Source organism: Curtobacterium sp. PhB115 (genome assembly GCF_003752025.1).
In the GTDB taxonomy this organism is placed as follows: domain Bacteria; phylum Actinomycetota; class Actinomycetes; order Actinomycetales; family Microbacteriaceae; genus Curtobacterium.
This window is the reverse complement of record NZ_RJKR01000006.1, coordinates 40,814-63,596: the sequence shown is the minus strand read 5'-3', so window position 1 is coordinate 63,596 and position 22,783 is coordinate 40,814. Positions and strand designations below refer to the sequence as shown.

Annotated in this window: 24 protein-coding genes; 15 read left to right on the top strand and 9 right to left on the bottom strand. The window is 70.9% G+C overall.

All coding sequences use genetic code 11. The annotated features are described in order from the left end of the window. The first annotated feature begins 178 nt into the window (after positions 1-178). The 7 genes from EDF19_RS05810 to EDF19_RS05780 all read left to right on the top strand — a co-directional run bounded on the left by EDF19_RS05810 (position 179) and on the right by EDF19_RS05780 (position 7,419). Entirely contained in the window at positions 179-1,513 is a 1,335-nt protein-coding gene (locus EDF19_RS05810) for an enolase C-terminal domain-like protein (protein ID WP_123680014.1), read from the top strand. A gap of 50 nt (positions 1,514-1,563) precedes the next feature. Continuing rightward, the gene (locus EDF19_RS05805; protein WP_260216973.1) at positions 1,564-2,799 is read left to right on the top strand and encodes an ABC transporter substrate-binding protein; all 1,236 of its coding nucleotides are present in this window, start codon (positions 1,564-1,566) and stop codon (positions 2,797-2,799) included. Positions 2,800-2,906: 107 nt separating this feature from the next. After that, positions 2,907-3,881, top strand: a complete 975-nt coding sequence (locus tag EDF19_RS05800) for a carbohydrate ABC transporter permease (protein WP_123680012.1) — start codon at positions 2,907-2,909, stop codon at positions 3,879-3,881. Further along, positions 3,874-4,779 carry a carbohydrate ABC transporter permease gene (locus EDF19_RS05795; RefSeq protein WP_123680011.1) on the top strand — a complete coding sequence of 302 codons (906 nt, stop codon included), beginning with the start codon at positions 3,874-3,876 and terminating at the stop codon, positions 4,777-4,779. Before EDF19_RS05800 ends, EDF19_RS05795 begins: the two co-directional genes overlap by 8 nt. Positions 4,780-4,811: 32 nt before the next feature. Further along, a complete protein-coding gene (locus tag EDF19_RS05790; RefSeq protein WP_123680010.1) occupies positions 4,812-6,140 on the top strand; it encodes an alpha-L-fucosidase in 1,329 nt (442 codons plus the stop codon). Further along, positions 6,140-6,466, top strand: a complete 327-nt coding sequence (locus EDF19_RS05785) for an L-rhamnose mutarotase (RefSeq protein ID WP_123680009.1) — start codon at positions 6,140-6,142, stop codon at positions 6,464-6,466. Before EDF19_RS05790 ends, EDF19_RS05785 begins: the two co-directional genes overlap by 1 nt. Beyond that, the gene (locus EDF19_RS05780) at positions 6,463-7,419 is read left to right on the top strand and encodes an aldo/keto reductase (protein WP_123680008.1); all 957 of its coding nucleotides are present in this window, start codon (positions 6,463-6,465) and stop codon (positions 7,417-7,419) included. Before EDF19_RS05785 ends, EDF19_RS05780 begins: the two co-directional genes overlap by 4 nt. Positions 7,420-7,522: 103 nt before the next feature. On the opposite strand, the gene EDF19_RS05775 is transcribed toward EDF19_RS05780, so the two are convergent. From EDF19_RS05775 to EDF19_RS05750, 6 genes are all read right to left on the bottom strand, one after another. Next, entirely contained in the window at positions 7,523-7,807 is a 285-nt protein-coding gene (locus EDF19_RS05775; RefSeq protein ID WP_123680007.1) for a GlsB/YeaQ/YmgE family stress response membrane protein, read from the bottom strand. Between the two features lie 101 nt (positions 7,808-7,908). After that, positions 7,909-8,583, bottom strand: a complete 675-nt coding sequence (locus tag EDF19_RS05770) for a FadR/GntR family transcriptional regulator (RefSeq protein WP_123680006.1) — start codon at positions 8,581-8,583, stop codon at positions 7,909-7,911. A gap of 100 nt (positions 8,584-8,683) precedes the next feature. Beyond that, a complete protein-coding gene (locus tag EDF19_RS05765) occupies positions 8,684-9,514 on the bottom strand; it encodes an SDR family NAD(P)-dependent oxidoreductase (protein ID WP_123680005.1) in 831 nt (276 codons plus the stop codon). Then, positions 9,511-10,383 carry a fumarylacetoacetate hydrolase family protein gene (locus EDF19_RS05760; protein ID WP_123680004.1) on the bottom strand — a complete coding sequence of 291 codons (873 nt, stop codon included), beginning with the start codon at positions 10,381-10,383 and terminating at the stop codon, positions 9,511-9,513. Before EDF19_RS05760 ends, EDF19_RS05765 begins: the two co-directional genes overlap by 4 nt. A gap of 41 nt (positions 10,384-10,424) precedes the next feature. Beyond that, on the bottom strand, positions 10,425-11,276 hold the full coding sequence (locus EDF19_RS05755) for an amidohydrolase (protein ID WP_123680003.1): 852 nt from the start codon (positions 11,274-11,276) through the stop codon (positions 10,425-10,427). Between the two features lie 173 nt (positions 11,277-11,449). Beyond that, positions 11,450-11,725: a glutaredoxin domain-containing protein gene (locus EDF19_RS05750; RefSeq protein ID WP_123680002.1), complete on the bottom strand. Its 276-nt coding sequence runs from the start codon at positions 11,723-11,725 to the stop codon at positions 11,450-11,452. A gap of 49 nt (positions 11,726-11,774) precedes the next feature. Here EDF19_RS05750 and EDF19_RS05745 point away from each other — a divergent pair, with 49 nt between their 5' ends. The 6 genes from EDF19_RS05745 (at position 11,775) to EDF19_RS05720 (ending at position 18,021) form a co-directional block, all read left to right on the top strand. Further along, complete coding sequence (locus tag EDF19_RS05745) at positions 11,775-13,463, top strand: adenosylhomocysteinase (protein WP_185022708.1); 1,689 nt, start codon at positions 11,775-11,777, stop codon at positions 13,461-13,463. Further along, the gene (locus EDF19_RS05740; protein ID WP_395859586.1) at positions 13,460-14,881 is read left to right on the top strand and encodes an amidohydrolase family protein; all 1,422 of its coding nucleotides are present in this window, start codon (positions 13,460-13,462) and stop codon (positions 14,879-14,881) included. Before EDF19_RS05745 ends, EDF19_RS05740 begins: the two co-directional genes overlap by 4 nt. Then, positions 14,878-15,375 carry a cupin domain-containing protein gene (locus EDF19_RS05735; protein ID WP_260216971.1) on the top strand — a complete coding sequence of 166 codons (498 nt, stop codon included), beginning with the start codon at positions 14,878-14,880 and terminating at the stop codon, positions 15,373-15,375. The genes EDF19_RS05740 and EDF19_RS05735 overlap by 4 nt, the downstream gene beginning before the upstream one ends. Before the next feature lie 171 nt (positions 15,376-15,546). Continuing rightward, a complete protein-coding gene (locus EDF19_RS05730) occupies positions 15,547-16,365 on the top strand; it encodes an ABC transporter substrate-binding protein (RefSeq protein ID WP_123680000.1) in 819 nt (272 codons plus the stop codon). A 4-nt stretch (positions 16,366-16,369) separates the two neighbouring features. Continuing rightward, complete coding sequence (locus EDF19_RS05725; protein WP_123679999.1) at positions 16,370-17,248, top strand: amino acid ABC transporter permease; 879 nt, start codon at positions 16,370-16,372, stop codon at positions 17,246-17,248. Continuing rightward, the gene (locus tag EDF19_RS05720) at positions 17,245-18,021 is read left to right on the top strand and encodes an amino acid ABC transporter ATP-binding protein (RefSeq protein WP_123679998.1); all 777 of its coding nucleotides are present in this window, start codon (positions 17,245-17,247) and stop codon (positions 18,019-18,021) included. Before EDF19_RS05725 ends, EDF19_RS05720 begins: the two co-directional genes overlap by 4 nt. A gap of 108 nt (positions 18,022-18,129) precedes the next feature. Here EDF19_RS05720 and EDF19_RS05715 read toward each other — a convergent pair whose 3' ends face one another. After that, positions 18,130-19,572: a DHA2 family efflux MFS transporter permease subunit gene (locus EDF19_RS05715; protein WP_123679997.1), complete on the bottom strand. Its 1,443-nt coding sequence runs from the start codon at positions 19,570-19,572 to the stop codon at positions 18,130-18,132. 76 nt (positions 19,573-19,648) lie between these two features. Between EDF19_RS05715 and EDF19_RS05710 the strand changes: the two genes are divergently transcribed. Further along, positions 19,649-20,272, top strand: coding sequence for a TetR/AcrR family transcriptional regulator (locus EDF19_RS05710; protein ID WP_185022707.1), 624 nt, complete (start codon positions 19,649-19,651; stop codon positions 20,270-20,272). On the opposite strand, the gene EDF19_RS05705 is transcribed toward EDF19_RS05710, so the two are convergent. Next, a complete protein-coding gene (locus EDF19_RS05705) occupies positions 20,269-21,234 on the bottom strand; it encodes an NAD(P)H-quinone oxidoreductase (RefSeq protein ID WP_123679995.1) in 966 nt (321 codons plus the stop codon). The genes EDF19_RS05710 and EDF19_RS05705 overlap by 4 nt on opposite strands. A gap of 111 nt (positions 21,235-21,345) precedes the next feature. Between EDF19_RS05705 and EDF19_RS05700 the strand changes: the two genes are divergently transcribed. Then, entirely contained in the window at positions 21,346-21,753 is a 408-nt protein-coding gene (locus tag EDF19_RS05700) for a hypothetical protein (RefSeq protein ID WP_123679994.1), read from the top strand. A gap of 90 nt (positions 21,754-21,843) precedes the next feature. Here EDF19_RS05700 and EDF19_RS05695 read toward each other — a convergent pair whose 3' ends face one another. After that, on the bottom strand, positions 21,844-22,722 hold the full coding sequence (locus EDF19_RS05695; RefSeq protein ID WP_123679993.1) for an aldo/keto reductase: 879 nt from the start codon (positions 22,720-22,722) through the stop codon (positions 21,844-21,846). Between the last annotated feature and the right edge of the window lie 61 nt (positions 22,723-22,783).

Sequence of the window (22,783 nt, the reverse complement as noted above, 5' to 3'; positions counted from 1 at the left end):
AAAACTCGCCTCGTGCGGTGGGCGCGACCACGGACGGGCGGGCACGATTCAGCCAGCCATCCGACGACTCGGCCCCGTTCGACACCAGAACGTGACGAAGAGTTCTCTTGACGTCGGAGACATCGGATGTTTTGATTGCACCGTTCGGTCGACGGCGACCGTTCGGTCAGGAGACACGATGAGTCGCATCACCGGGTTGCACGTCCGGGACATCCGGTTCCCCACCTCGCGGGAACACGACGGTTCCGACGCGATGAACCCCGCTCCCGACTACTCCGCCGCCTACGTCGAGATCACCACCGATGCCCTGGACGGCCACGTCGGCACCGCCTTCGTCTTCACGATCGGCCGCGGCAACGAGGTGCAGGAGTCCGCGATCGCCGCCCTCCGTGACCACGTGCTCGGCGCCGATGCCGAACAGCTCCTCGCCGACATGGGCGGCACCTGGCGCGCACTCGTGCACGACTCGCAGCTCCGCTGGCTCGGGCCGGAGAAGGGCGTCATGCACATGGCCATCGGCGCCGTGGTGAACGCGCTCTGGGACCTCCGGGCGAAGCGCGCCGGACAGCCGCTCTGGGCGCTGCTGGCCGACCTCAGCCCCGAGGAACTCGTCGACCTGGTGGACTTCCGGTACCTCACCGACGCGATCACCCCGGCCGAGGCGCTCGAGCTGTTCCGCGCCGCCGAACCGTTCCGTGCCGAGCGGAAGCGCCGTCTCGAAGCACACGGCTACCCCGCCTACACGACCACCCCCGGCTGGCTCGGCTACGACGACGAGAAGCTGGCGCGCCTGTGCCGCGAGGCGGTCGACGAGGGGTTCGCGCAGATCAAGCTCAAGGTCGGCGGCGACGTCGACGAGGACGTCCGCCGGATGGGCATCGCGCGGGCCACCGTCGGCCCCGACATCCGGATCGCGATCGACGCGAACCAGCGCTGGGACCTCGACGAGGCCGTCGCGTGGATCGAGCGGCTGCGCCCGTTCGACATCGCCTGGGTCGAGGAGCCGACGAGCCCGGACGACATCCTCGCCCACGCCGAGATCGCCCGGCGGATCGCCCCGATCCCGGTCGCGACGGGGGAGCACATGGCGAACCGCGTCATCGCGAAGCAGCTGATCCAGGCCGGGTCGATGTCGGTGCTCCAGATCGACGCCACCCGGGTCGCCGGGGTCAACGAGAACCTCGCGATCCTGCTCCTCGCCGCGAAGCACGGCGTCCGGGTCTGCCCGCACGCCGGTGGGGTCGGCTTGTGCGAGGCGGTGCAGCACCTGTCGATGTTCGACGCGGTCGCCCTGACCGGCGAGGTCGACTCCCGCTGCATCGAGTTCGTCGACCACCTGCACGAGCACTTCGTGACCCCGGTCGACGTCCACGACGGCCGGTACTGGCCGCCGACCGCCCCCGGGGCCGGCACGGAGATGCTCGCCGGGTCCCTCGACACGTACTCGTTCCCCGACGGACCCGCCTGGGTCGTCGCCGCCGAGTCGATCCCCGACGCGGTCCGCGTCGCCTGACCACCCCGCACCTCCCATCACCCCATCACCACGACGAAGTGGAGACACCGATGCAACGACGACTCATCGCCGGGCTCGCGGCAGCAGCAGCTGCCGCGCTCGTGCTCACCGGCTGTTCCGGTGGCAGCAGTGCCAGTGACGGACAGTCCAAGGACGCCCTGACCTGGGCCATGTGGATCTCCGGGAAAGAGGACAAGGCCGCCTGGCAGAAGGTGGCCGACACCGTTCAGACGGACGACGAGGTCGACGTCACGATCCAGGGCTCGCCGTTCAACGACTACTGGACGAAGCTCCGCACGCAGCTCTCGACGGGCACCGCTCCGTGCATCGTGAGCATCCAGTCGCTCCGCGCGGCGAACTACACCGACGTCCTCGTCCCGATCGACGACATGGCGGAGAAGGCCGGACTCGACCTCAGCGAGTACGACCAGACCGGTCTCGACGGCATGAAGGTCGACGGCAAGCTCTACGGACTGCCGTACGACACCGGCCCCATGGTCATGTTCTACAACAAGGACATCTTCCAGAAGGCAGGAGTCGACGAGCCGAAGCCCGGCTGGACCGTGGACGAGTTCGAGGACGCCGCGAAGCAGCTCAAGGCAGCGGGCACCCCGATCTGGGGCACGAGCGTCGAGGACATCCCGCTCGAGTCGATGATCCTCGGCTACGACGGCGGTCGTGTGATCGACGCCGACGGGAAGCTCGACGCGACGAACACGGAGTTCGCCGACGGGCTCGACTGGCTCTCCGGGCTGGTGGAGAAGGGCTACATCACCCAGGCCAGCAACGACGCCTCCGCCGACGACAACGCGTTCGTCTCCGGCGACGTCGCGATGTACAGCGACGGGCCCTGGTCGATCATCAGCCAGAAGGCGAAGGTGAAGTTCGACCTCGGGATCACCACGATCCCCTCGGGCACCGACGGCCCGAGTTCGTTCGCGGCCGGGTCCGGGTTCGGCATCTCGAAGCAGTGCAAGTACCCGGAGCAGGCGTTCAAGGCCATCCAGACGATGACCAACGAGGCCACGCTCACCTCGCTGGCGGAGCAGGGTCGCGCCTTCCCGGCACGGACCGCCGCGCAGCAGACCTGGTACGACAACGCCGGTATCGACGGGGTCGAGGACTCGCTGAAGGCCGCGCTGGACAAGGCCACCCCGCTGCCGGGCAACAAGAAGAGCGACCAGCTGAACCAGCTCTTCGCCCAGTACGCCCTGCAGGCGGTGAACGGGCAGACCTCCGGCAAGGACACGATGTCCTCCATCGCGAGCCAGCTCGGTTCGGAGTGACCAGCGTCACCACCTGACGGACTGGAGGCGCGGGTCGACCCCGCCCCGCGCCTCCAGTCCGGTTCTTCCCCTGTTCAGGACCGCGCGAACGACGAGGAGGTCGTCGCATGACCACCATCCAGGACCCACCCGCTGCCGCGGCCGTGGCCGCACCAGCGGTGGCTGTCGCCACCGGCGCGGCCCCGCGCCGGAAGGGCGGCGGCACCGACGGTGCCCTCGGCCGTCGCTCCTGGTGGGGCGCCGCCTTCGCCGCGCCGCACTCGATCGGCCTCGTCGTCTTCACGGCGTTCCCGATCGTCGCCTCGCTCGTCGTGAGCTTCATGAACTGGCCGATGCTGGGCGAGCGCACCTTCGCCGGCTTCGACAACTACGCGAAGCTGTTCTCCGACCCGATCTTCCGGACGGTCACGCTCAACACGGTGCTGTTCGTGGTGCTCTACGTCCCGCTCAACCTCGTGGTGTCCCTCGGACTCGCCGCGTGGCTGACACCGAAGATCCAGCACCGCCACGTGTTCCGCGTGCTGTTCTTCATCCCGACCATCACGCCGATCGTCGCGAACGTCGTCGTCTGGCGGATGCTCTACCAGCCGGGCGGCGCCATCGACGCGACCCTGCAGTCCACCGTCGGCGTCCACGCGCCGAACTTCCTGGCCGACGACCACTGGGCGATGCTCGCCGTCGTCGCGATGAGCGTCTGGCAGGGCTTCGGCTACAACATGCTGATCTTCTCGGCGGCGCTCGACTCGGTGCCGGAGAACCAGATCGAGGCCGCGCAGCTCGACGGCGCGAACGCCTGGCAGATGTTCTGGCGGATCAAGTTCCCGCTCATCTCGCCGTCGATCTTCTTCGCCACGATGATGACGCTCATCACGTCGTTCCAGGTGTTCGTTCAGCCCTTCGTCCTGACGAAGGGCGGCCCGGGCACCTCGACCGAGACGCTCGTGCAGTACATCTACAACACGGGCTTCCAGACGCAGCAGCTCGGACTCGCGTCGGCCGGCGCCTGGGTGCTGTTCGTCATCATCCTCGGCATCACGGCCATCCAGTTCCTCGGACAGAAGCGGTGGGTGCACTATGAGTGAGCTGACACGGGTGCGTCCCGCGACCTCGGCGAACCGGACCGTCAACCCGCGGGCGGTCTCCCGCACGCGGCGTCCGGGCGGTGTCCGCCACGTGATCGGCTACGTGCTGCTCTGCCTCGTGGCCCTGCTGTTCGTCTCACCGCTCATCTACATGGTGGCGACGAGTCTGAAGCCCTCCGCCGAGGTCTTCACGACCCCGCCGACCCTGTGGGGCTCGTCCATCGAGTGGGGCAACTACGCGCAGGCGTTCACGTACCTGCCGTTCGCCCGCTTCATCCTGAACGGCGTGTTCGTCGCAGCGGCCGGCACGGCGATCAACGTCGCGGTTGCGGTGCTGTCCGGGTACGCGTTCTCCCGCCTGCGCTGGCGAGGCCGGAACACGGTGTTCGTCCTGTTCCTCGCGACGCTGATGATCCCGCAGGACGTCCTCGTCATCCCGATGTACGTGATGATGCAGGGCTTCGGCTGGGTCGACACCTTCCAGGCGCTCATCATCCCGTGGGCGTTCACGGCCCTCGGCGCGTTCCTCGTGCGGCAGTTCTTCCTGACCGTGCCGCAGGAGCTCGACGACGCCGCACGTGTCGACGGAGCCGGACCGGTCCGGACCTTCTTCTCGGTGATGCTCCCGCTCGCCCGGCCGACGATGGCCGTCCTCGCGGTGTTCTCGTTCATCTCGTACTGGAACTCGTTCCTCTGGCCCCTCGTCATCGTGAACGACGTCGAGGCCCGCGGCACCATCCCGCTCGGCCTGCAGCAGTTCTTCGGGCAGCAGGGCTCCGAGTGGAACCTCGTGATGGCGGCGTCGGTGATCTCGATGCTGCCCACCGTGATCCTGCTCGTCCTGTTGCAGAAGCACCTCGTCAAGGGCATCGTCACCAGCGGCCTCGGCGGCCGGTGACACCACCCCTCTCTGAAAGGAACACTGGCCACATGACCATCACCGCACCTGCAGAGCCGCAGACCGCGACCGACGCCACCGGACTGCCCGCGTGGTTCAGCCACGACCGGTTCGGCATGTTCATCCACTGGGGGCTCTACGCCCTGCCGGCACGGCACGAGTGGGTGAAGAACCGCGAGCGGATCACGGACGCCGACTACCAGAAGTACTTCGACCACTTCGACCCCGACCTGTTCGACGCCACCGACTGGGCCCGACGGGCACGTGCCGCCGGCATGAAGTACGTGGTGCTCACGACGAAGCACCACGAGGGCTTCGCGCTCTGGGACTCGAAGCTGACGGACTACAAGTCCACCGCCACCCGCTTCGGCCGGGACATCGTGCGCGAGTTCGTCGACGCCGTCCGGGCCGAAGGGCTGCGCGTCGGTTTCTACCACTCGCTCATCGACTGGCACCACCCGGACTTCACGATCGACGGGGTGCACCCGCGACGCGACGACGGCGCCGAGGCGATCGCGGCGCTCAACGAGGGCCGGGACATGGCCCGCTACCGGGACTACCTGCACGGCCAGGTGTCCGAGCTGCTGACGGACTACGGCAAGATCGACTACCTGTTCTACGACTTCTCGTACCGGGACAACGACCACGAGGACATCTGGGGCGGCAAGGGCCGTGACGACTGGGGATCGTCGGAGCTGCTCGAACTGACCAGACGGCTCCAGCCCGGCATCATCGTGAACGACCGGCTCGACCTGCCGGGCGACATCGTCACCCCCGAGCAGTACCAGCCGGACAAGCCGATGGAGGTCGACGGCGTCCAGGTCCCGTGGGAGGCCTGCCAGACCCTCAACGGCTCGTGGGGCTACGACCGCGACAACCTCAACCTGAAGTCCGTCGACCTGCTCGTCCGGATGCTCGTCGACGGCGTCTCGAACAACGGGAACATGCTGCTCAACATCGGGCCGACCGGCCGTGGCGAGTTCGACGGGGTCTCCCGCCAGACACTCGACGGCATCGGCGAGTGGATGCGGCGGCACGACCGCTCGGTGTACGGCGCCGGACCGGCCGCCTTCCAGGCACCGGCGGGCACCGTGTACACGCAGCGCGGTGACCGGCTGTACCTGCACCTGTTCACGTGGCCGTTCGAGCACGTGCACCTGCCCGACCTCGCCGGCCGGGTCGCGTACGCGCAGCTGCTGCACGACGCGTCGGAGATCCACTACCGCGAGATCCCGCCGGGGACGCGTGCGCAGAACACCGGCCTCGGCGGGCAGCCTGCGGGGACCCTCACCCTGACGCTGCCGATCGTGCGGCCGGACGTGGCCGTGCCGGTCGTCGAGATCTTCCTGAAGGACGCGTAGTGCAGCGGATCCTCTCCCGCACGCGGCTGCGGGCCGGGAACGAGAGCGTGTACGACTCCGTGCACGCCGCGATCCCGCCCGCGCTCGCGTCCCGGTTGCGTGACGCCGGTGTCCACGACTGGACGGTGTGGCGGGACGGGGTCGACCTCTTGCACCTCATCGAGGTCGAGGACTACCGCGCCATGCGCCGAGCGCTCGCCGACGACCCGGTCAACGCCGAGTGGCAGGAGACGATCAACCCCCTGCTCGAGGCCGACGACGACTACTCGGGGAACGACGACGGGGTGCCCCGGGTCTGGTCGCTGGCGGAGCAGGTGGACCCGTGACGCGCCTCGACCTGGATCGCGGGCCGTTCTGGTTCGGCGGCGCCGGCATCGGGAACCTGCTCCACCCGGTCTCCGACGATGACGCCCGCTCGACGGTCGACGCCGCGTGGGACGCCGGCGTCCGCGGGTTCGACACCGCGCCGCACTACGGGCTCGGGCTGTCCGAGCGGCGACTCGGGGCGGCGCTCGCCGACCGTCCGCGTGACTCGTTCCTGGTGTCGACGAAGGTCGGGCGGCTGCTCGTGCCCGGCCGCGGCGACGGCGACGACCTGGCGTCCGGCGGGTTCGCGGTGCCGAACGACCTGGTCCGGCAGTGGGACCCGTCGCCGTCGGGCGTCCGGCGGTCACTCGACGAGTCGCTCGGTCGGCTCGGCCTGGACCACGTCGACATCGCCTACCTGCACGACCCCGACGTCTACTCGCTCGACGACGGCCTGACGCAGGCGCTGCCGACGCTCGCCGAGCTCCGGGACGAGGGCGTCGTGCGGGCGGTCGGCGTCGGGTCGAACTCCGTCCAGGCCCTCGACGCCGCCGTGTCCACCGGGCTCTGCGACGTGGTGATGCTCGCCGGGCGGTACACACTGCTCGAACAACCGGCGGCGGCGCTCGTGGAGCGGTGCGCGTCACTCGGTGTCGCGGTCGTCGCGGTCGGGGTCTACAACTCCGGGATGCTCGGGCTCGCGCGGCCGGCAGCGGGGGCGACGTACGACTACGCCGAGGCACCGGCGGCGCTGCTCGAGCGGGCGAACGCGATCGCGGACGTCTGCGAGCGGCACGGGGTCACGCTGCCGGAAGCCGCGCTGGCGTTCCCGCGCCGTGCTCCTGCGGTCCGGGCGATCGCCCTCGGTGCGCAGTCCGCCGACCAGGTGCGCTCGAACGTCGAGCGGGCTGCCGCGGTCGTCCCCGAGGCGCTGTGGGAGGACCTGCGCACGGCGGGCCTGCTCCGCGACTGAGCCCCGGCCGCCCGCCTGCAGAACCAAGATCACCCCGAACCGCACGGATGCGCGGTTCGGGGTGACTTCGGTTGTGCGGCGGGTCGTGCCCGGCGGGACCTGCCTAGCGGGTGCGGGCGCTGCGGCCCGAGAAACGGATGTAGATGAGCAGCACGATGATCGCGCCGATGATCGAACCGATGATCCCGGCCGGCTGGAAGAAGCCGTCCGCCAGATCGTGTCGGAAGATCAGGAACCCGAGGAACCCACCGACGAACGAGCCGATGACACCGAGCAGGATGGTCATCGGGATCGAGATGTTCTGCTTGCCGGGGACGACGAGCCGGGCGACGGCGCCGGCGATGAGGCCGACGATGATCAATCCGATGATGGTGCCGATGACGCCCATGGTGTTCTCCTTGTTCTGCGGCCGGTCCGAGCAGTGGCAAGACGCCGTGCTCAGGGCCGACGTCAAACCCAACACGAAGCCACCTGCGTGCGCTCCCGGTTTCAGTCGAGGGAGCGCCGCAACCAGCGTTCGACGCCCTCGACGTGCGACACGACCAGGGCCTGCACGAGCTGTGGATCCCGACGTCGGACGGCGTCCACGATCGCGGCGTGCTCGTCGAGGGTGCGCTGCACGGAGCCGTTCTGCGTGAGGCCACGCCACACCCGCACCCGCACGGTCTTGCTCGACAGCGCGTCCAGCAGCCCGGACAGGTACTGGTTCCCGCCGATGCCGGCGATCGTCGAGTGGAACAGCAGGTCGTGGGCGACGAGGTCCTCGACGCCGGTGTCCTCACCGACGGAGTGCATCAGGGTCGCGAGCTCGTCGATCTGCTGCTCCGAGGCGCGGGCCGTCGCGAGGACGGCGGACGCGGGCTCGAGGATGCGCCGGACCTCGAGCAGGTCGACGAGGGACCGGTCGTGGTGCATGTCGACGACGAACGAGACCGCCTCGAGCAGCACGCCGGGCTCGAGCGAGGTCACGTAGGTGCCGTCACCGCGGCGGACGTCGAGCACGCGGATGAGTTCGAGTGCCTTCACCGCCTCGCGCAGGCTGTTCCGGGACAGGCCGAGTGACTCGCTCAGTTCCTTCTCGGGCGGGAGGCGCTGCCCGGGCTGGAGCTCGCCGCTCACGATCATCTGCTGGATGCGTGCGATCGCATCGTCGGTCAGCGCCACGTCACCACCTCCTGCTGGCCCGGCCACACGCCGGACCGGACACCGCGACGATACCCGTGTCGCGCCTCCCGGCAGATGCGGCGGAGCCGGGACGCGACCATCAGGCGGGCCGCAACCGGAGCGCCTGCATCCCGCCGTCGACAGCCAGGTCGACGCCCGTCGTCGACCGGGCCAGCGGACTCGTCAGGTAGGCGACCGCCTCGGCGACCTCCTCCGGCTGGACGAGCCGACCGTGCGGTTGGCGGGCTTCGAGGGCAGCCCGTTCGGCCTCCGGGTCGCCCGCGGTCGAGAGCAGGCGTGCGACCCAGGGTGTGTCCGCGGTGCCGGGGTTCACGGCGTTGACGCGGATGCCCTCGCGGATGTGGTCGGCGGCCATCGCGCGGGTGAGGGCCGCGATCGCACCCTTGGTCGCCGAGTACAGCGCCCGCTGGGGCAGTCCTGCGGTGGCGGCGATCGAGCAGGTGTTCACGATGCTCGCGTTGCCGGACTCGCGCAGGTGGGGGAGCGCGGCGCGGGACAGTCGCACGGCGCCGAGGACGTTGACCTCGTACACGCGGCGCCACTCGTCGTCGTCGTTGTCCTCGACGGTGCCCTGGGCGCCGATGCCGGCGTTGTTGACCAGGACGTCGAGGCCGCCGAGCTGGTCGACGGCGGTGGCGACGGCGGTGCGGACCGAGTCGTCGTCGCTGACGTCGCACGTGACGGAGACGAAGCCGGTGTCGGGGGTGGGCTGCAGGTCGAGGACCGCGACGGCCGCGCCGCGGTCCCGCAGGGCAGCCGCGATGGCGGCGCCGATGCCGGACGCGCCACCGGTGACGATGGCGCGGACGCCATCGTGGCTGCCGGCGCTGCCGGTTGCGCTGGCTGCGCTGGCTGCACCGGTTGCACCGGTTGCACCGGTTGCGCTGGTGTGGCCGGAGTCGTCCGTCATGACGCTGCTCCGACCGTCTGGCGCTGCGAGCCGAGCCCGTCAGCGGTGAGCTCGACGACGTCGCCGGGCTGCAGGTAGGGTGCGTGTCCCGCAAGCGCGACGCCCGCCGGGGTCCCCGTGCTGATCACGTCGCCGGGGTACAGCACCATGAACTGCGACAGGTACCGGACGATCTCCACCGGTCGGAAGATCATGTCGGCGGTGGTGCCGTCCTGCCGGACCTCGCCGTTGACGGTCAGCCGGAGCGCGAGTGCCGCGGGGTCGAGGCCGGCGGCGGCGAGCGACCCGGGCGTCACCAGCCACGGGCCGAGCGGGTTAAACGTCTCGCAGGACTTCCCCTTGTCCCACTGTCCACCGCGCTCGAGCTGGAACTCGCGCTCGGACACGTCGTTGGCGATCGTGTACCCGGCGATGGACGCCTCGGCCTCCTCGTCGGACGCGCAGTACCGGGCCGTCCGGCCGATGACGATCGCGAGCTCGATCTCCCAGTCGGTCTTCGTGCTGTTCCGGGGGATCAGGACCTCGTCGTCGGGGCCGATCACCGTCATCGGGTCCTTCATGAACACGATCGGTTCGGTGGGGATGTCGGCACCGGTCTCGGCGGCGTGGTCACGGTAGTTCAGGCCGATGCAGACGACCTTGCCGGGTCGGGCGACCGGGGCGCCGCGGCGGAGTGCGTCGGCGTCGGCTCGCGGGATCACCCGGAGGTCGCCGGCGCTGCGGGCGTGGTCGACGCGGCCGACCGGGTCCGAGGCGAGGAACGCCCCGCTGATGTCGGTGGTGATCGGTCGGAGATCGAAGACCTCGCCGTCGGTGTCGATGGCCACGGGGATCTCGCTGCCCGCGGGGCCGAGTCGTGCGAACTGCATCGTTCCTCGCTCTCCTGCTGCGCCAGTGCAGCAGAAACATCCTATGTCTGCGTGGTCCTTGCGACAAGGTAGATGCGCTCCGCGGTACCGCCGAAGACTGCCTCGTGGTCGGTCGACGACAGGTCGGCGAGGGCCTCCGCCGTCCGCTGCACGACCTCGGCGTACCCGGTCGCCAGGGTCGACACCGGCCAGTCCGAGCCGAACATCGACCGGTCGGGACCGAACTGCTCCACGACCTCGCGGACGTACCGGTCGACCGGGCGGTCGCGCCAGTCAGGGCCGGCCTCGGTGAACAGGCCGGAGACCTTGCACGCGACGTTCGGGCGTGCAGCGAAGTCGGCCATCCGTCCACGCCAGGCCGTCGCCGTCTCGGCCGCGTCGTGTGCGATGTCGGGCTTGCCGGCGTGGTCGAGGATGAACGACGCCTCGGGGACGGCCTCGACCAGGGTCAGTGCAGCCCGGTGTTCCCGTTCCCGGACGAGCAGGTCGAACACGAGACCTGCGGCGGCGAGGGTGCGGACCCCGCGGGCGACCTCGGGGCGGGCGAGCCAGTCGGGGTCCGGTTCGTCCTGCGCCTGGTGCCGGACGCCCACCAGGCGCTCGCCGCCGGGCAGTGCACGGACGGCGGCGATCCGGTCAGCCACGTCCGGCGCGGTCAGGTCCACCCAGCCGACGACGCCCGCGACGGGTCCGGGCTGCTCGAGGAGCCAGGTGGTCTCGCCCGGATCGTGCACGGCCTGCACGACGATGGTCCGCGTCACGCCGGTGTCCCGCGTCGCCGCGCGGAGGTCGTCCACGTCGAACCGGCGGCGGATCGGGGCGACGGAGTCGTCCATCCAGGGGTACTGACGGTCGGCGGGGTCCCAGAGGTGGTGGTGAGCGTCGATGATCACGCCCTCATGATGCCCGATTCATCCGATGTCCGCCCGGGTCGCACGCGGGCAGTGCATGGCGAGGTTTCGCGCTCACCGACACCTCACGGGCCTGCGGGCGCGTGAACTGTCGCTGAGCGCAAAAGAACGCGAGCGCGCCGCGCCCGCGCCGGCGCCCGCGCCCCCTCAGCCGCTCAGACGGCGCCGGACGCCTCGAGCTCGGCCCGCAGCTCCGCGTCGGACGGCTCCACGAAGTGCTTCCCGTTCGGCAGCACCACGACGGGGATGTTCTTCCGCCCGCTGATCGCCTCGGCACGGTCGGCCGCCGACAGGTCCTGCTCGACGTCGACGTACTCGTAGTCCACCCCGAGGGTGTCGAGCAGCGCCTTGGACCGGCGGCAGTCGCGGCACCAGTCGGCGCCGAACATCGTCACCTTGTCGAACACGTCGGTCGTGGATGCATCGCTCATGCCCAGAGAGTACGTCGGCGGGCCCCCGTCCATTCCCTACGATTGGGGCATGCCGCCAGGACCCGACCCCGAGACGCGATCCTGGGCGTCGGCGGCCGTCCGACGCTTCGCCGCGGTCACGAACCTGCTCGTCGCGGCTCGCCGGTTCCGCATCGTCGGCGGCGACCCCCGCGACGCCGCGGCGCTGCACGGGCTGCTCACCGGACTCGGTGCTCGCCCGGCCGCAGAACACGAGCCGATCGACCAGCTCTGGTGCCTCGGGTCCCCCGAGGACTCCACCCCCGTCATCGAGCGCGAGGCCGACCGCCCCCGCGGCGCCACGCTCATCGTCATCGACGCCGGCCGGCACCTGCCCGCCGTCGACGAGGACGCGTTCGGCCCCGTCGTCACCGCCCGCCCCGGGGTGCTCGGCGTCCCGATGCGCTCCGACGACGTCTTCCTCGTCTCCACCGGCCGTGCACCGGAGGACGACCCGGCTGCCGACGCCCGCCTGCGCTGGGCGCGACGCTCGATGCCGGTGTCCCGCGCGGTCGCGGCCGAACTCCGCGACGGCGGGCTCCTCCGCGGCACCCGCATCGGCGTCGCGATGTTCCTCGAGCCGAAGACGGCGGTGCTGAGCCTGCTCCTCCGCGACGCCGGTGCCGAGGTCGTCGTCTACGCGCACGCCGACGAGACCGACGACGCCGTCGCCGATGTACTCCGCTCGGCAGGACTGACCGTGCACGCGAGCAGCACCGCCACGCTGCCGGAGCAGAAGGCGCTCGCCCTCGCGATGCTCGACACCCGGCCGCACATCCTGCTCGACGACGGCTCGCACCTCATCCGGCTCGCCCACCAGGAGCGTCCGGACCTGCTGCCGACGATGCTCGGCGCGGCCGAGGAGACCACGAGCGGCCTCCGTCCCCTGCGCGTGATGGCGTCGCGTGGCGAGCTCGGCATCCCCGTGGTCGCCGTCAACGACGCCCGCACCAAGACGTTCTTCGACAACCGGTACGGCACCGGGCAGTCGACGGTGTTCGCCGTGCTCGACCTGGTCGACGGGCTCCCGTCCGGCATGCACCGAGTGCGGTCGGGAGGCGCGGCGGTCGTCGCCGGGTTCGGGCACGTCGGCGAGGGGGTCGCCCTGGTGCTCTCCGCCCTCGGGTTCCGGGTCACGGTCGCCGAGACCGACCCGGTGCGCGCCCTGCAGGCGCTCTTCGCCGGCCACGCCGTCGCCCCGCTCGCCGAGGCCGTGCAGGGTGCGGACCTCGTGATCAGCGCCACGGGCGTGCCCGACACGATCGACCTCGACGTCCTGCGCTCCTGCGCGGACGGGGCCGTCGTGGCGGTCGCCGGTGGGGTCGACCACGAGGTCGCACTCGACGACGCCCGCGCTGCCGGTGCCGAGCGGCGCGCCGTGGGCCCCAAGGCCGAGCGCCTCGTGTTCCCCGACGCCGAGGGTGGGCCGATCGTGCTCGACGGTGGCGGGTGCATCAACATCACCGCTGCCGAGGGCAACCCGATCGAGATCATGGACCTGTCCTTCGCCGCGCAGCTCGGGGCCGTCCGGATGCTGCTGGAACGGGGTGACGAACTCGACCGTGCCGTCGTGGCCATCGACCCCGCGGTCGACGACGCGACCGCCCGCACGGCGCTCGCCGCGTTCGGAGCGCAAGCCGCGCCTCCCGGACGCCTTGCCGAACACCCGGCGGACCGTGAGCCGGACGTCCGGACTCGCCGTTTCGGGGACCCGTCGTGACGGCCGGGCGCGCCGCCGCCGCGCACCAGCGTGCCGGCCACCCCGTCGTCGTGCACTCGGCGCGCGTCGTCGTGCCGATGACCGCACCCCCGATCGCCGACGGTGCCGTCGCCGTGCAGGACGGCCGGATCCTGCACGTCGGCGACCGGTCCTGGGTCGTCGACCAGCTCGCCGGCTCGGGCGCGACGTTCACCGAACGGCAGTGGCGCGGAGCCCTCCTGCCGGGTCTCGTCAACGCGCACTCGCACTTGCAGTACACCGGCATGGCCAGTGTTGGCCGAGGCCAGTACAACGGGTTCGAGGACTGGGCGTCCGCCTTCAACGAGGTCTACGCCGAACCGCACGACTGGCGGGCCGAAGCCGCAGCGGGTGCCACGGCGTCGATCCGCGCCGGCGTGACGAGCATCGCGGACATCGTCACCGACATCGAGGCGTCCACCGCCCTCGAGGACTCCGGGCTCGGCGGCATCGCCTACTGGGAGGTGATGGACTGGGAGAACGACGCCTGGCAGTCGCACGGCCGCGACCAGGTGCTCGACGAACTCGCCCGGATCCCGACCACCCCCGGCGCCGGTCTGTCCCCGCACGCGCCGTACTCGCTCGAGGTCGCACCCCTGCTCGAGCTCCCCGACATCGTGCGGCAGCGCGGCCTCCGGCTGCACCTGCACCTCGGCGAGGCCGCTTTCGAGGGGGAGCGCATCGCCCTCGGACCGGTGCCCGGACTCGACGGTGTCGACGGTGTCGGCCACGGCAACGACTGGCACCTGGCGAACGTTCCCTCGTTCCGGGCGCTCCGGGCACTCGGGTTCGGCGCGAGCGCCACCGCGTTCGTCGACCGGCTCGGGGTGCTCGGCCCGGACTGCCACATCGCGCACGGCGTGTACATGACCGCCGCCGACCGGGCGCTCCTGCGTGCACGCGGCACCGCGGTGGCGCTCTGCCCCCGCTCGAACGCCGTCATCGGCCTCGATCCGCCTCCCGTCGCCGACTACCTGCGCGAGGGCAGCCCGATCGCCATCGGCACGGACTCGCTATCGTCGTCGCCGTCGCTCGACCTGATGGCCGACGTCACCGCGCTGCACCGGATCGCCCGTGCCCAGGGCTACGGCCACCGGGACCTGCACGAACGGCTGCTCGCGGCGGCGACCCTCGGTGGGGCGCACGCCATGGGGCTCGCCGTCGGGCCGGACCGCATCGGGCACCTCGCCGTCGGGGCCCGCGCCGATCTGGCCGTCTTCGACGTCGATGCCCGGACCGTGCCCGACGCACTCGCCGAGCTCGTCGAGGACGGCGCCGGGCGCGCCGCTGCCACCGTCATCCGCGGCGTCGTCCGCGCCGTCGACGGAGCACTCACCGGCGTGCCGACGTCGTCGCCTGACCGCCCCGCTCGCCCTGTCATCCCTGTGGAGGAATCATGACCGAGACCGCACCCCGCCCCGGCATGGCCGCCCGTCGCACCGTCGACGGCGAACTGATCGAGTGGCTCGACGTGCCGAAACGCGCCATCGCCCTCGGCATGGAGCCGCACCCCGAGGGCGGTTGGTACGTCCGCACCTGGACCTCGCCGGCCACGGTGACGACGCCCGCGGGGGACCGGCCGGCCGCCACCCTGATCCACTTCCTGCTGCCCCCGGGTGAGGCCTCGGCCTGGCACCGGGTCACGAGCGACGAGATATGGATGTGGCACGGCCCGGACACCGTCGAGCTCGAGCTGGGCGGGTCCGCCGATGCTCCCGAGCCCGGTGCGCGGATCACCCTCGGACCGGATGCCGGACGCGACCGGGTGAACGATGCGCAGGCGTTCGTGCGCGGTGGTGTGTGGCAGCGGACGATCCCGAACGACGGCGAGGTGCTGCTCAGCTGCCTCGTGTCGCCGGGGTTCTCGTTCGAGGACTTCACGATGGCGGACTGAGCCAGCTGCCTGAGCCAGCTGCCTGAGTCAGCTGCCTGAGCCAGCTGCCCGAGCCAGCTGCGTGAGCCGCCGGGGTCGCTGCGTCGCGCGGCGACGCCGTTTCGCGCTGGTATCCCACCGCGAAGTACACTTCGACCTGCCCGCACCCCTCCCTCGCACGAAGGCTCGACCGTGACCCGACACCTCCGCCTCACCCTCGCCGTCGCCACCGCGGCCGTCGCCGCCCTCGCGCTCTCGGCGTGCTCCGCCGGCAGCAGCAGCAGCGACGGCACCGTCACCGACGGCAAGCTCACGATCGCCACCGGCGACCCGGCCTACTCGCCCTGGGTGGAGGACAACAAGCCGCAGTCCGGCAAGGGCTTCGAGTCCGCCGTGGCGTACGCCGTCGCGAAGGAGATGGGCTACGCGAAGTCCGACGTGGCGTGGAAGCGCAGCACCTTCGACAGCGCCATCGCCCCGGGCCCGAAGGACTGGGACCTCAACATCCAGCAGTTCTCGATCGACGCGAAGCGCAAGAAGGCCGTCGACATGTCCACGGCGTACTACACGACGACGCAGGCGGTCGTGACGACGAAGTCCTCGAAGGCCGTCGACCACACGAAGATCGCGGACCTGAAGAAGGACACGATCGGCGTCGCGACCGGATCGACCAGCATCGCCAGCGTCAAGAGCGTGCTCGGGATCACCCCGAAGGTCTTCAACTCGAACGACGACGCCGTGCTGGCGCTCAAGTCCGGCCAGATCGACGCGATCGTGACCGACCTGCCGACGGCGTTCTACATGGCCGCCGCACAGCTCGACGACGGCACGGTCTCGGCGCAGTTCCCCGCGGACGGCAAGGGTGACCAGTTCGGCTTCGTGCTGCCGAAGGACTCCGAGCTCACCAGCAAGGTCGACAAGGCCCTCAAGACGCTGACGGACGACGGCACCCTCGAGGACCTGCAGACCAAGTGGCTCTCCTCGGAGACCAACACCCCTGTCCTGCAGTAGTCGCATGACCCTGCCAGCAGGCGTCGGCACCCCGGTCGCGGCCCCGGCGCCGAGCCAGGTCGAGCTCGAACGCCGCCTTTACCGTCGCCAGCGCGGTCGCCGCTCCGTCGTCGTGTCCGTCGCGTCGACGCTCGTCGTCGTCGCGGTCGTCTGGTTCGGTGTCGTGAACACCCCCGGGTGGGCGGCCGTCCAGCAGTCGTTCTTCGACCCGCAGACCGCGATCGACTCGTTCCCCTCGATCCTCCAGGGCCTCTGGCTGAACGTCCGGATCCTGTTCTTCGCCGCGATCGGCGTCGCGGTGTTCGGCACGCTCCTCGCGGTGGTGCGCGGTCTGCAGAACCCGGTGTTCTTCCCGCTGCGGATGCTCGCCACCGGGTACACGGACCTGTTCCGCGGGCTGCCGCTCATCATCGTGTTGTACCTGGTCGGGTACGGGATCCCGGGGCTCGGGGTGTTCCCGCGTCTGCCCGCCGAGGTCTGGGGCACGATCGCGATCATCCTGACGTACTCGTCGTACATCGCCGAGGTGCTCCGCGCCGGCATGGAGGCCGTGCACCCTTCGCAGCGCCTCGCTGCCCGGTCGCTCGGACTCTCGCACGCCAAGACGCTCCGGCTCGTGGTGCTGCCGCAGGCGATCCGCAAGGTCACGCCGGCGCTGATGAACGACTTCGTGTCGATGCAGAAGGACGTCGGCCTGGTGTCGATCCTCGGGGCCGTCGACGCGGTGCGGTCGGCGCAGATCGCGCAGGCGGAGACCTACAACTTCACGCCGTACTTCGTCGCGGGGCTGCTGTTCGTGGTGATCAGCCTGCCGCTGATCCGCGTCACGGACGCGATCGCGCGTCGTCAGCAGCGGCGCGAGCAGATCGGAGGGACCGTATGAGCGAGGTCGGCCTGGAGGCCCGTGGTGCGTCCGGCACCGGCGCTGCGGTCCTCGAGCTGCGCGGGTTGCGCAAGGCCTTCGGCGAGCACGAGGTCCTGCGCGGCATCGACCTCACCGTGCACCGGCACGAGGTCATCTGCGTCATCGGGGCGTCCGGCTCGGGGAAGTCGACGCTGCTCAAGACGGTGAACCTGCTCGAGGGCATCGACGACGGGGAGATCCTGCTCCAGGGCACGGACATCGCCGACCCGCGCATCGCGGTCGACGGGGTGCGGGCGCGGATCGGTGTCGTCTTCCAGCAGTTCAACCTGTTCCCGCACATGAGCGTGCTCGACAACGTGACGCTCGCCTCCCGGCAGGTGCACGGGATCGCGCGGTCCACCGCGGAGGCCTCCGCACGGAAGCTGCTCGAGCGCATCGGACTCGCGTCGTTCGCCGACGCCTACCCGGACCGGTTGTCGGGCGGGCAGCAGCAGCGGGTGGCCATCGTCCGGGCGATCGCGTCCGAGCCGGAGCTCCTGCTGCTCGACGAGGTGACGAGTGCCCTCGACCCGCAGCTCGTCGGCGAGGTCCTCGACCTGGTCACCGAGCTCAAGCACCAGGGCTCCACGATCCTGATGACCACGCACGAGATGCACTTCGCGCGGAACGTGGCCGATCGGATCGTGTTCCTGCACCGGGGCGAGGTCGTCGAGCAGGGCACGCCCGCCGAGGTCCTCGGCACCCCGACCCACCCGGCCCTGGTCGAGTTCCTGGCGCGCGTCCACGCCTGAGGGTTCCGGCGGAGCCGTGGCGGCCGAGCACCGCGCCCCGCGCCGGACATCGCGCCCCGGTGTGCGGGGGCGCAGTGTTCGCAGCGGGGCGCGACGTCGGCCGGCCAGCTACGCGACCGGGGCCGGCGAGGCGGCGGCGACCCGTGCCTCCAGGCCGTCGTCGGTGACCACGTCGGGAACGTGCGTCCCGCGGCCGGCGGGAAGGAACACGGCGACCAGCGCGGACACGGCGACCACGGCTGCCCCGACGAGCACGGCGGGCTGTGCCGCGTCGACGTAGCCGGTGGGGGTGAGCTCGCCTCCGGCGCCGGTGAACACCGCGGTCAGGACGGCGATCCCGAGGGCGACGCCGATCTCGCGCAGGGTCGAGTTCGCGCCGGAGGCCTTCGCGTGGTCGTCCTGCGGCATCCGGGCGAGCACGGCGGTGGAGATCGGCCCGAAGACCGCACCCATCCCGATGCCGGCGAGCACGAACCCGGGCAGGAGTCCGGTGAACGTGACCTCGGCGGACATCGTCGCCGCGATCCAGAACAGGCCTGCGGACAGGAACGCCATGCCGCCTGCGATGAGCACCCGGGTGCCGACCCGTGGTGCGACGATCCCGGCGAGCGGTGCGACCACCATCGGCGCGAGGGTCCACGGCATCGTCCAGACGCCGGCCTCGAGCGGGCTCCGTCCCTGCACGACCTGCAGGAACTGGATGAGGATGAAGACCGAGCCGAACGCACCGAACGAGAACGTCATGGCGACGAGGTTCGCGAGCGTGAAGCTGCGGTCCCGGAAGAAGCGGAGCGGCAGGAGCGGCGCCGCGGTCGTGGCCTGGCGGACGACGAACGCGACGAGGAGCAGGCCGCCGCCGACGAGCCCGGTGAGGACCTCGGCGCTCGTCCAGCCCGCGTCGTTCCCGCGGACGATCCCGAACACGACGCCGAGCACCCCGAGCCCGGCGAGCACGACTCCGAGCAGGTCCGCGCGGACCCGGGCGCCGCGGGTGTTCGGCAGGGCGAACAGGGCGAGCGGGATCGCGATGACGCCGACGGGGACGTTCAGCCAGAAGATCGCCTCCCAGCTCCAGTTCTCGACGACCGCGCCGCCGATGAGCGGGCCGAGAGCGACGCCGAGGCCGGAGATGCCGCCCCAGACGCCGATCCCCACGGTCCGGAGTCGATCGGGGACGCTCCCGACGAGCAGGGTGAGCGAGAGGGGCATGATCGCCGCGGCCCCGGCGCCCTCGACTGCGCGCCACACGATGAGCGCGGTCGGGTCGGTGCTCATCGCGGCGAACGCCGACGAGACGGTGAAGACGCCGATGCCGGCGATGAACAGGTGTCGGCGTCCGATCCGGTCACCGAGTCCGACCGCCAGGAGCATCAGGGCTGCGAAGGCGAGCGTGTAGGCGTTGGTGATCCACTGCAGCTCCTCCACCGAGGCGCCGAGGTCGGCGTGGACCGCTGGGAGGGCGCTCGTGACGACGAGGTTGTCGAGCGTCGCCATGAACATCGGGAGGGATGCGGCGGCGATCGCGAGCCACACCGGGATGCGTCGGGACATGGTGTCTCCAGTCGTTGGTAATCCGATGATTACTTGTCCTGACGGACTGTAGTAATCGGCTGATAACATGTCAACCATGCGCACCGAAACCGCCGTCCGGATGCCCGCAGCGCAACGTCGCGCGATGATCCTCGAAGCCGCGCGCGGGCTGTTCGGCCGCCAGGGGTACCACGGCACCACGACCGACCAGATCGCCGCGGCGGCGGGCATCAGCCAGCCCTACGTGGTGCGGATGTTCGGGTCGAAGGAGGCCCTGTTCCTCGAGGTGTTCCGGGACACGCTCGGCATCCTGCTCGACGCCTGGCGCGAGACCCTGTCGACCATCGGACCGGATGACGTCCCCGCGCACGTCATCGGCGAACAGTTCGTGGACCTCGCCGCCGAACAGGGCCTGCACACGCTGCTGCTCCAGGGCTTCGTGTCCGGGGCCGAGCCGGCGATCGGGGCGGCTGCTCGGGACGGCTTCCTCGAGATCTACCGGTTCCTCCGCGACGAGGCGGGGATCCCCGACGACCAGGTGCAGGGGTTCCTCGGCAGCGGGATGATCTTCGCGATCATGCTCGCGATCGACATGCCGTCGTTGTTCGACCAGGACGGCGACGCGGCCGATCTGCTGCGCGCGACCTTCGGCGCGAAGTGCGGGCAGGTGCTCCAGCTGGTGCGGGAGACGCCCACCGCGGCGGGGGCCGCACGCGACTAGGGCGTCAGCAGCACCTTGCCGATGACCTCCCCGTCACGGACACGGCGGTGGGCTTCGTCCGCCGAGGCGAGCGGCAGCACCGAGTCGATCACCGGCCACACCCGCCCGTCGGCCACGAACGGCCAGACGTTGTAGCGGACGGCCTCGACGATCGCCGCCTTCTCGGCCGACGGCCGCGCGCGCAGGGTCGTGCCGCTGATGGTCGCACGCTTCCGCATCATCGCGCCGAGGTCGAGCTCCGCCTTCGTGCCGCTCCCCGAGGCGATCACCGCGACGTGACCGTTCGGCGCGAGCACCTGCAGGTTCCGGTCGAGGTACGACGGCCCGACGACGTCGAGCACCACGTCGACCCCCGCGCCGTCGGTGAACGCGAGCACTCGTTCGACGAAGTCCTCGGTCCGGTGGTCGATCACGAGGTCGGCACCGAGCTCCTCGGACGCCCGGACCTTCCGTTCGCCGCCGCTCGTCGCGATGACCGTGGCGCCGAGGGCCTTCGCCCAGAGCACCGCGTGCGAGCCCATCCCGCCGGTCCCGCCGTGCACGAGCAGGGTCTGGCCGGGCCGGAGCCCTGCGAGCATGCCGATGTTCGAGTACACGGTGCAGGCGGCCTCGGGCAGTCCCGCTGCCTCGACCAGGTCGACGCCGTCCGGCACGGGGAGCACCTGCGTCGCCGGTGCCACGACCAGCGAGGCGTACCCGCCGCCGGAGAGCAGCGCGCACACCCGGTCGCCGACCGCGAACCCGGTCACCGCGGCGCCGACGGCCCGGACGGTGCCGGAGACCTCGAGTCCGAGGATCTCGGACGCGCCGGGAGGCGGCGGGTAGTTCCCGGCGCGCTGCTGCAGGTCGGCGTTGTTCACCCCGGCGGCGGCGACCTCGATGAGGACCTCGCCGGCGTCGGGCGTGGGGTCGGGCAGCTCGGTGACGGTCATGGCGGTGTCGTCGAACGTGATGGCGCGCATGCCCTCGACGGTACGCCGGACGGCCGGTCATCCTGTGAGCGCCCCATGTAGCCTCGATGACGGATCTGCGCCTCATCCGGGGGAGTGCGGACTGATCGAGGGGGAACCACCATGCCCAAGAAGACCATCGCGCTGGCCACCGCCGGCCTCGCACTCGTGCTGCTCGCCGGGTGCTCGTCCGGCCCGTCGAAGGCCGAGCAGTGCAAGACGTTCGAGAAGACCGTCACGAGCGCCGCCGAGGGTTTCCAGGACGAGGCCGCGAACCTGCAGTCCGACCCGGACGCCGCCGTCACGAAGCTCAAGGAGCTGAACAAGACGATCGGGGACGGGGTCGACGAGCTGTCCGACGACGACCTCAAGCAGAAGGGCGACGCGTTCCAGTCTGCCTACGGCGACCTCGTCGACGAGATCGAGACCGTCGCGAAGGACCCCCAGTCCGCTGACACCTCAGCGCTCACGACGTCGAGCACCAAGGTGCAGAAGGCCGGCAAGGCCTTCCAGGACGCCTGCAACTCCTGACGCACTGCACGCGGCTCGGGCGTCAGCGCGCCCGGGCCGCGCGCTCACGCGCGAAGCGCGCGGGCACGAACCGCGCGCACGCGCCTGGATTCAGACGGCCGCCGGCTGCGACGCGTCGAGCCGGGCGACGTCCTCCGGTCGCAGCTTCACGGTCGGCGCCGTCACCGAGTTCAGGATCGACTGCGGCCGTGAGGCCCCGGGGATCGGCACCACCACGTCGCTCTTCTGGAGCTCCCACGCCAACGCGATCACCTGCGGGGTGACGCCGCGGTCCCGGGCGATGTACGCGAAGTCCTCGAACGCGGTGCCGAGGTCCGCCGCGTTCGCGATGCCGCCGAGCGGGCTCCACGGCAGGAACGCGATGCCGAGCTCGTCGCACAGCTCGAGTTCCGGCTCGCTCGAGCGGAACTTCGGGGAGAACTGGTTCTGCACCGAAGCCAGTCGCCCGTCGAGCACCTCGTTGGCGGTGCGGATCTGGTCCGGGTCGGCGTTCGAGATGCCCGCCATCCGGATGACGCCCTCGTCGAGGAGTTCGGCGAGCGCACCGATCGACTCGGCGTACGGCACCGCGGGGTCCGGCCGGTGGAACTGGTAGAGCCCGATCACGTCGGTCCCGAGGCGCTTCGCCGATGCCTTCGCCGCCTCCTTCAGGTACTCCGGGTGCCCGTTCTGCGCCCAGGCGCCGGTCTCCGGTCGGAGGTGCCCGCCCTTCGTCGCGATGAGGACGTCGTCGGTGTCGCCGTGGAACTCGCGGACGGCCCGCGCGATGAGCTCCTCGTTGTGCCCCACCTCGTCGTGGCCGCCCAGGTGGTACGCGTCGGCGGTGTCGATGAACGTGACGCCGTTCTCGAGCGCGGCGTGGATGGTCGCGATGGACTGTCGTTCGTCGGGTCGGCCCTCGATCGACATGGGCATGCCGCCCAGTCCGATGGCACTGACCGACACGTCTCCGATGACTCGTTGCTTCATGGGCCCAGCATGCGCCGGGGGTGCACGCTCACGCCCAGGGTGCGTCGCGCAGTGGGTGGCG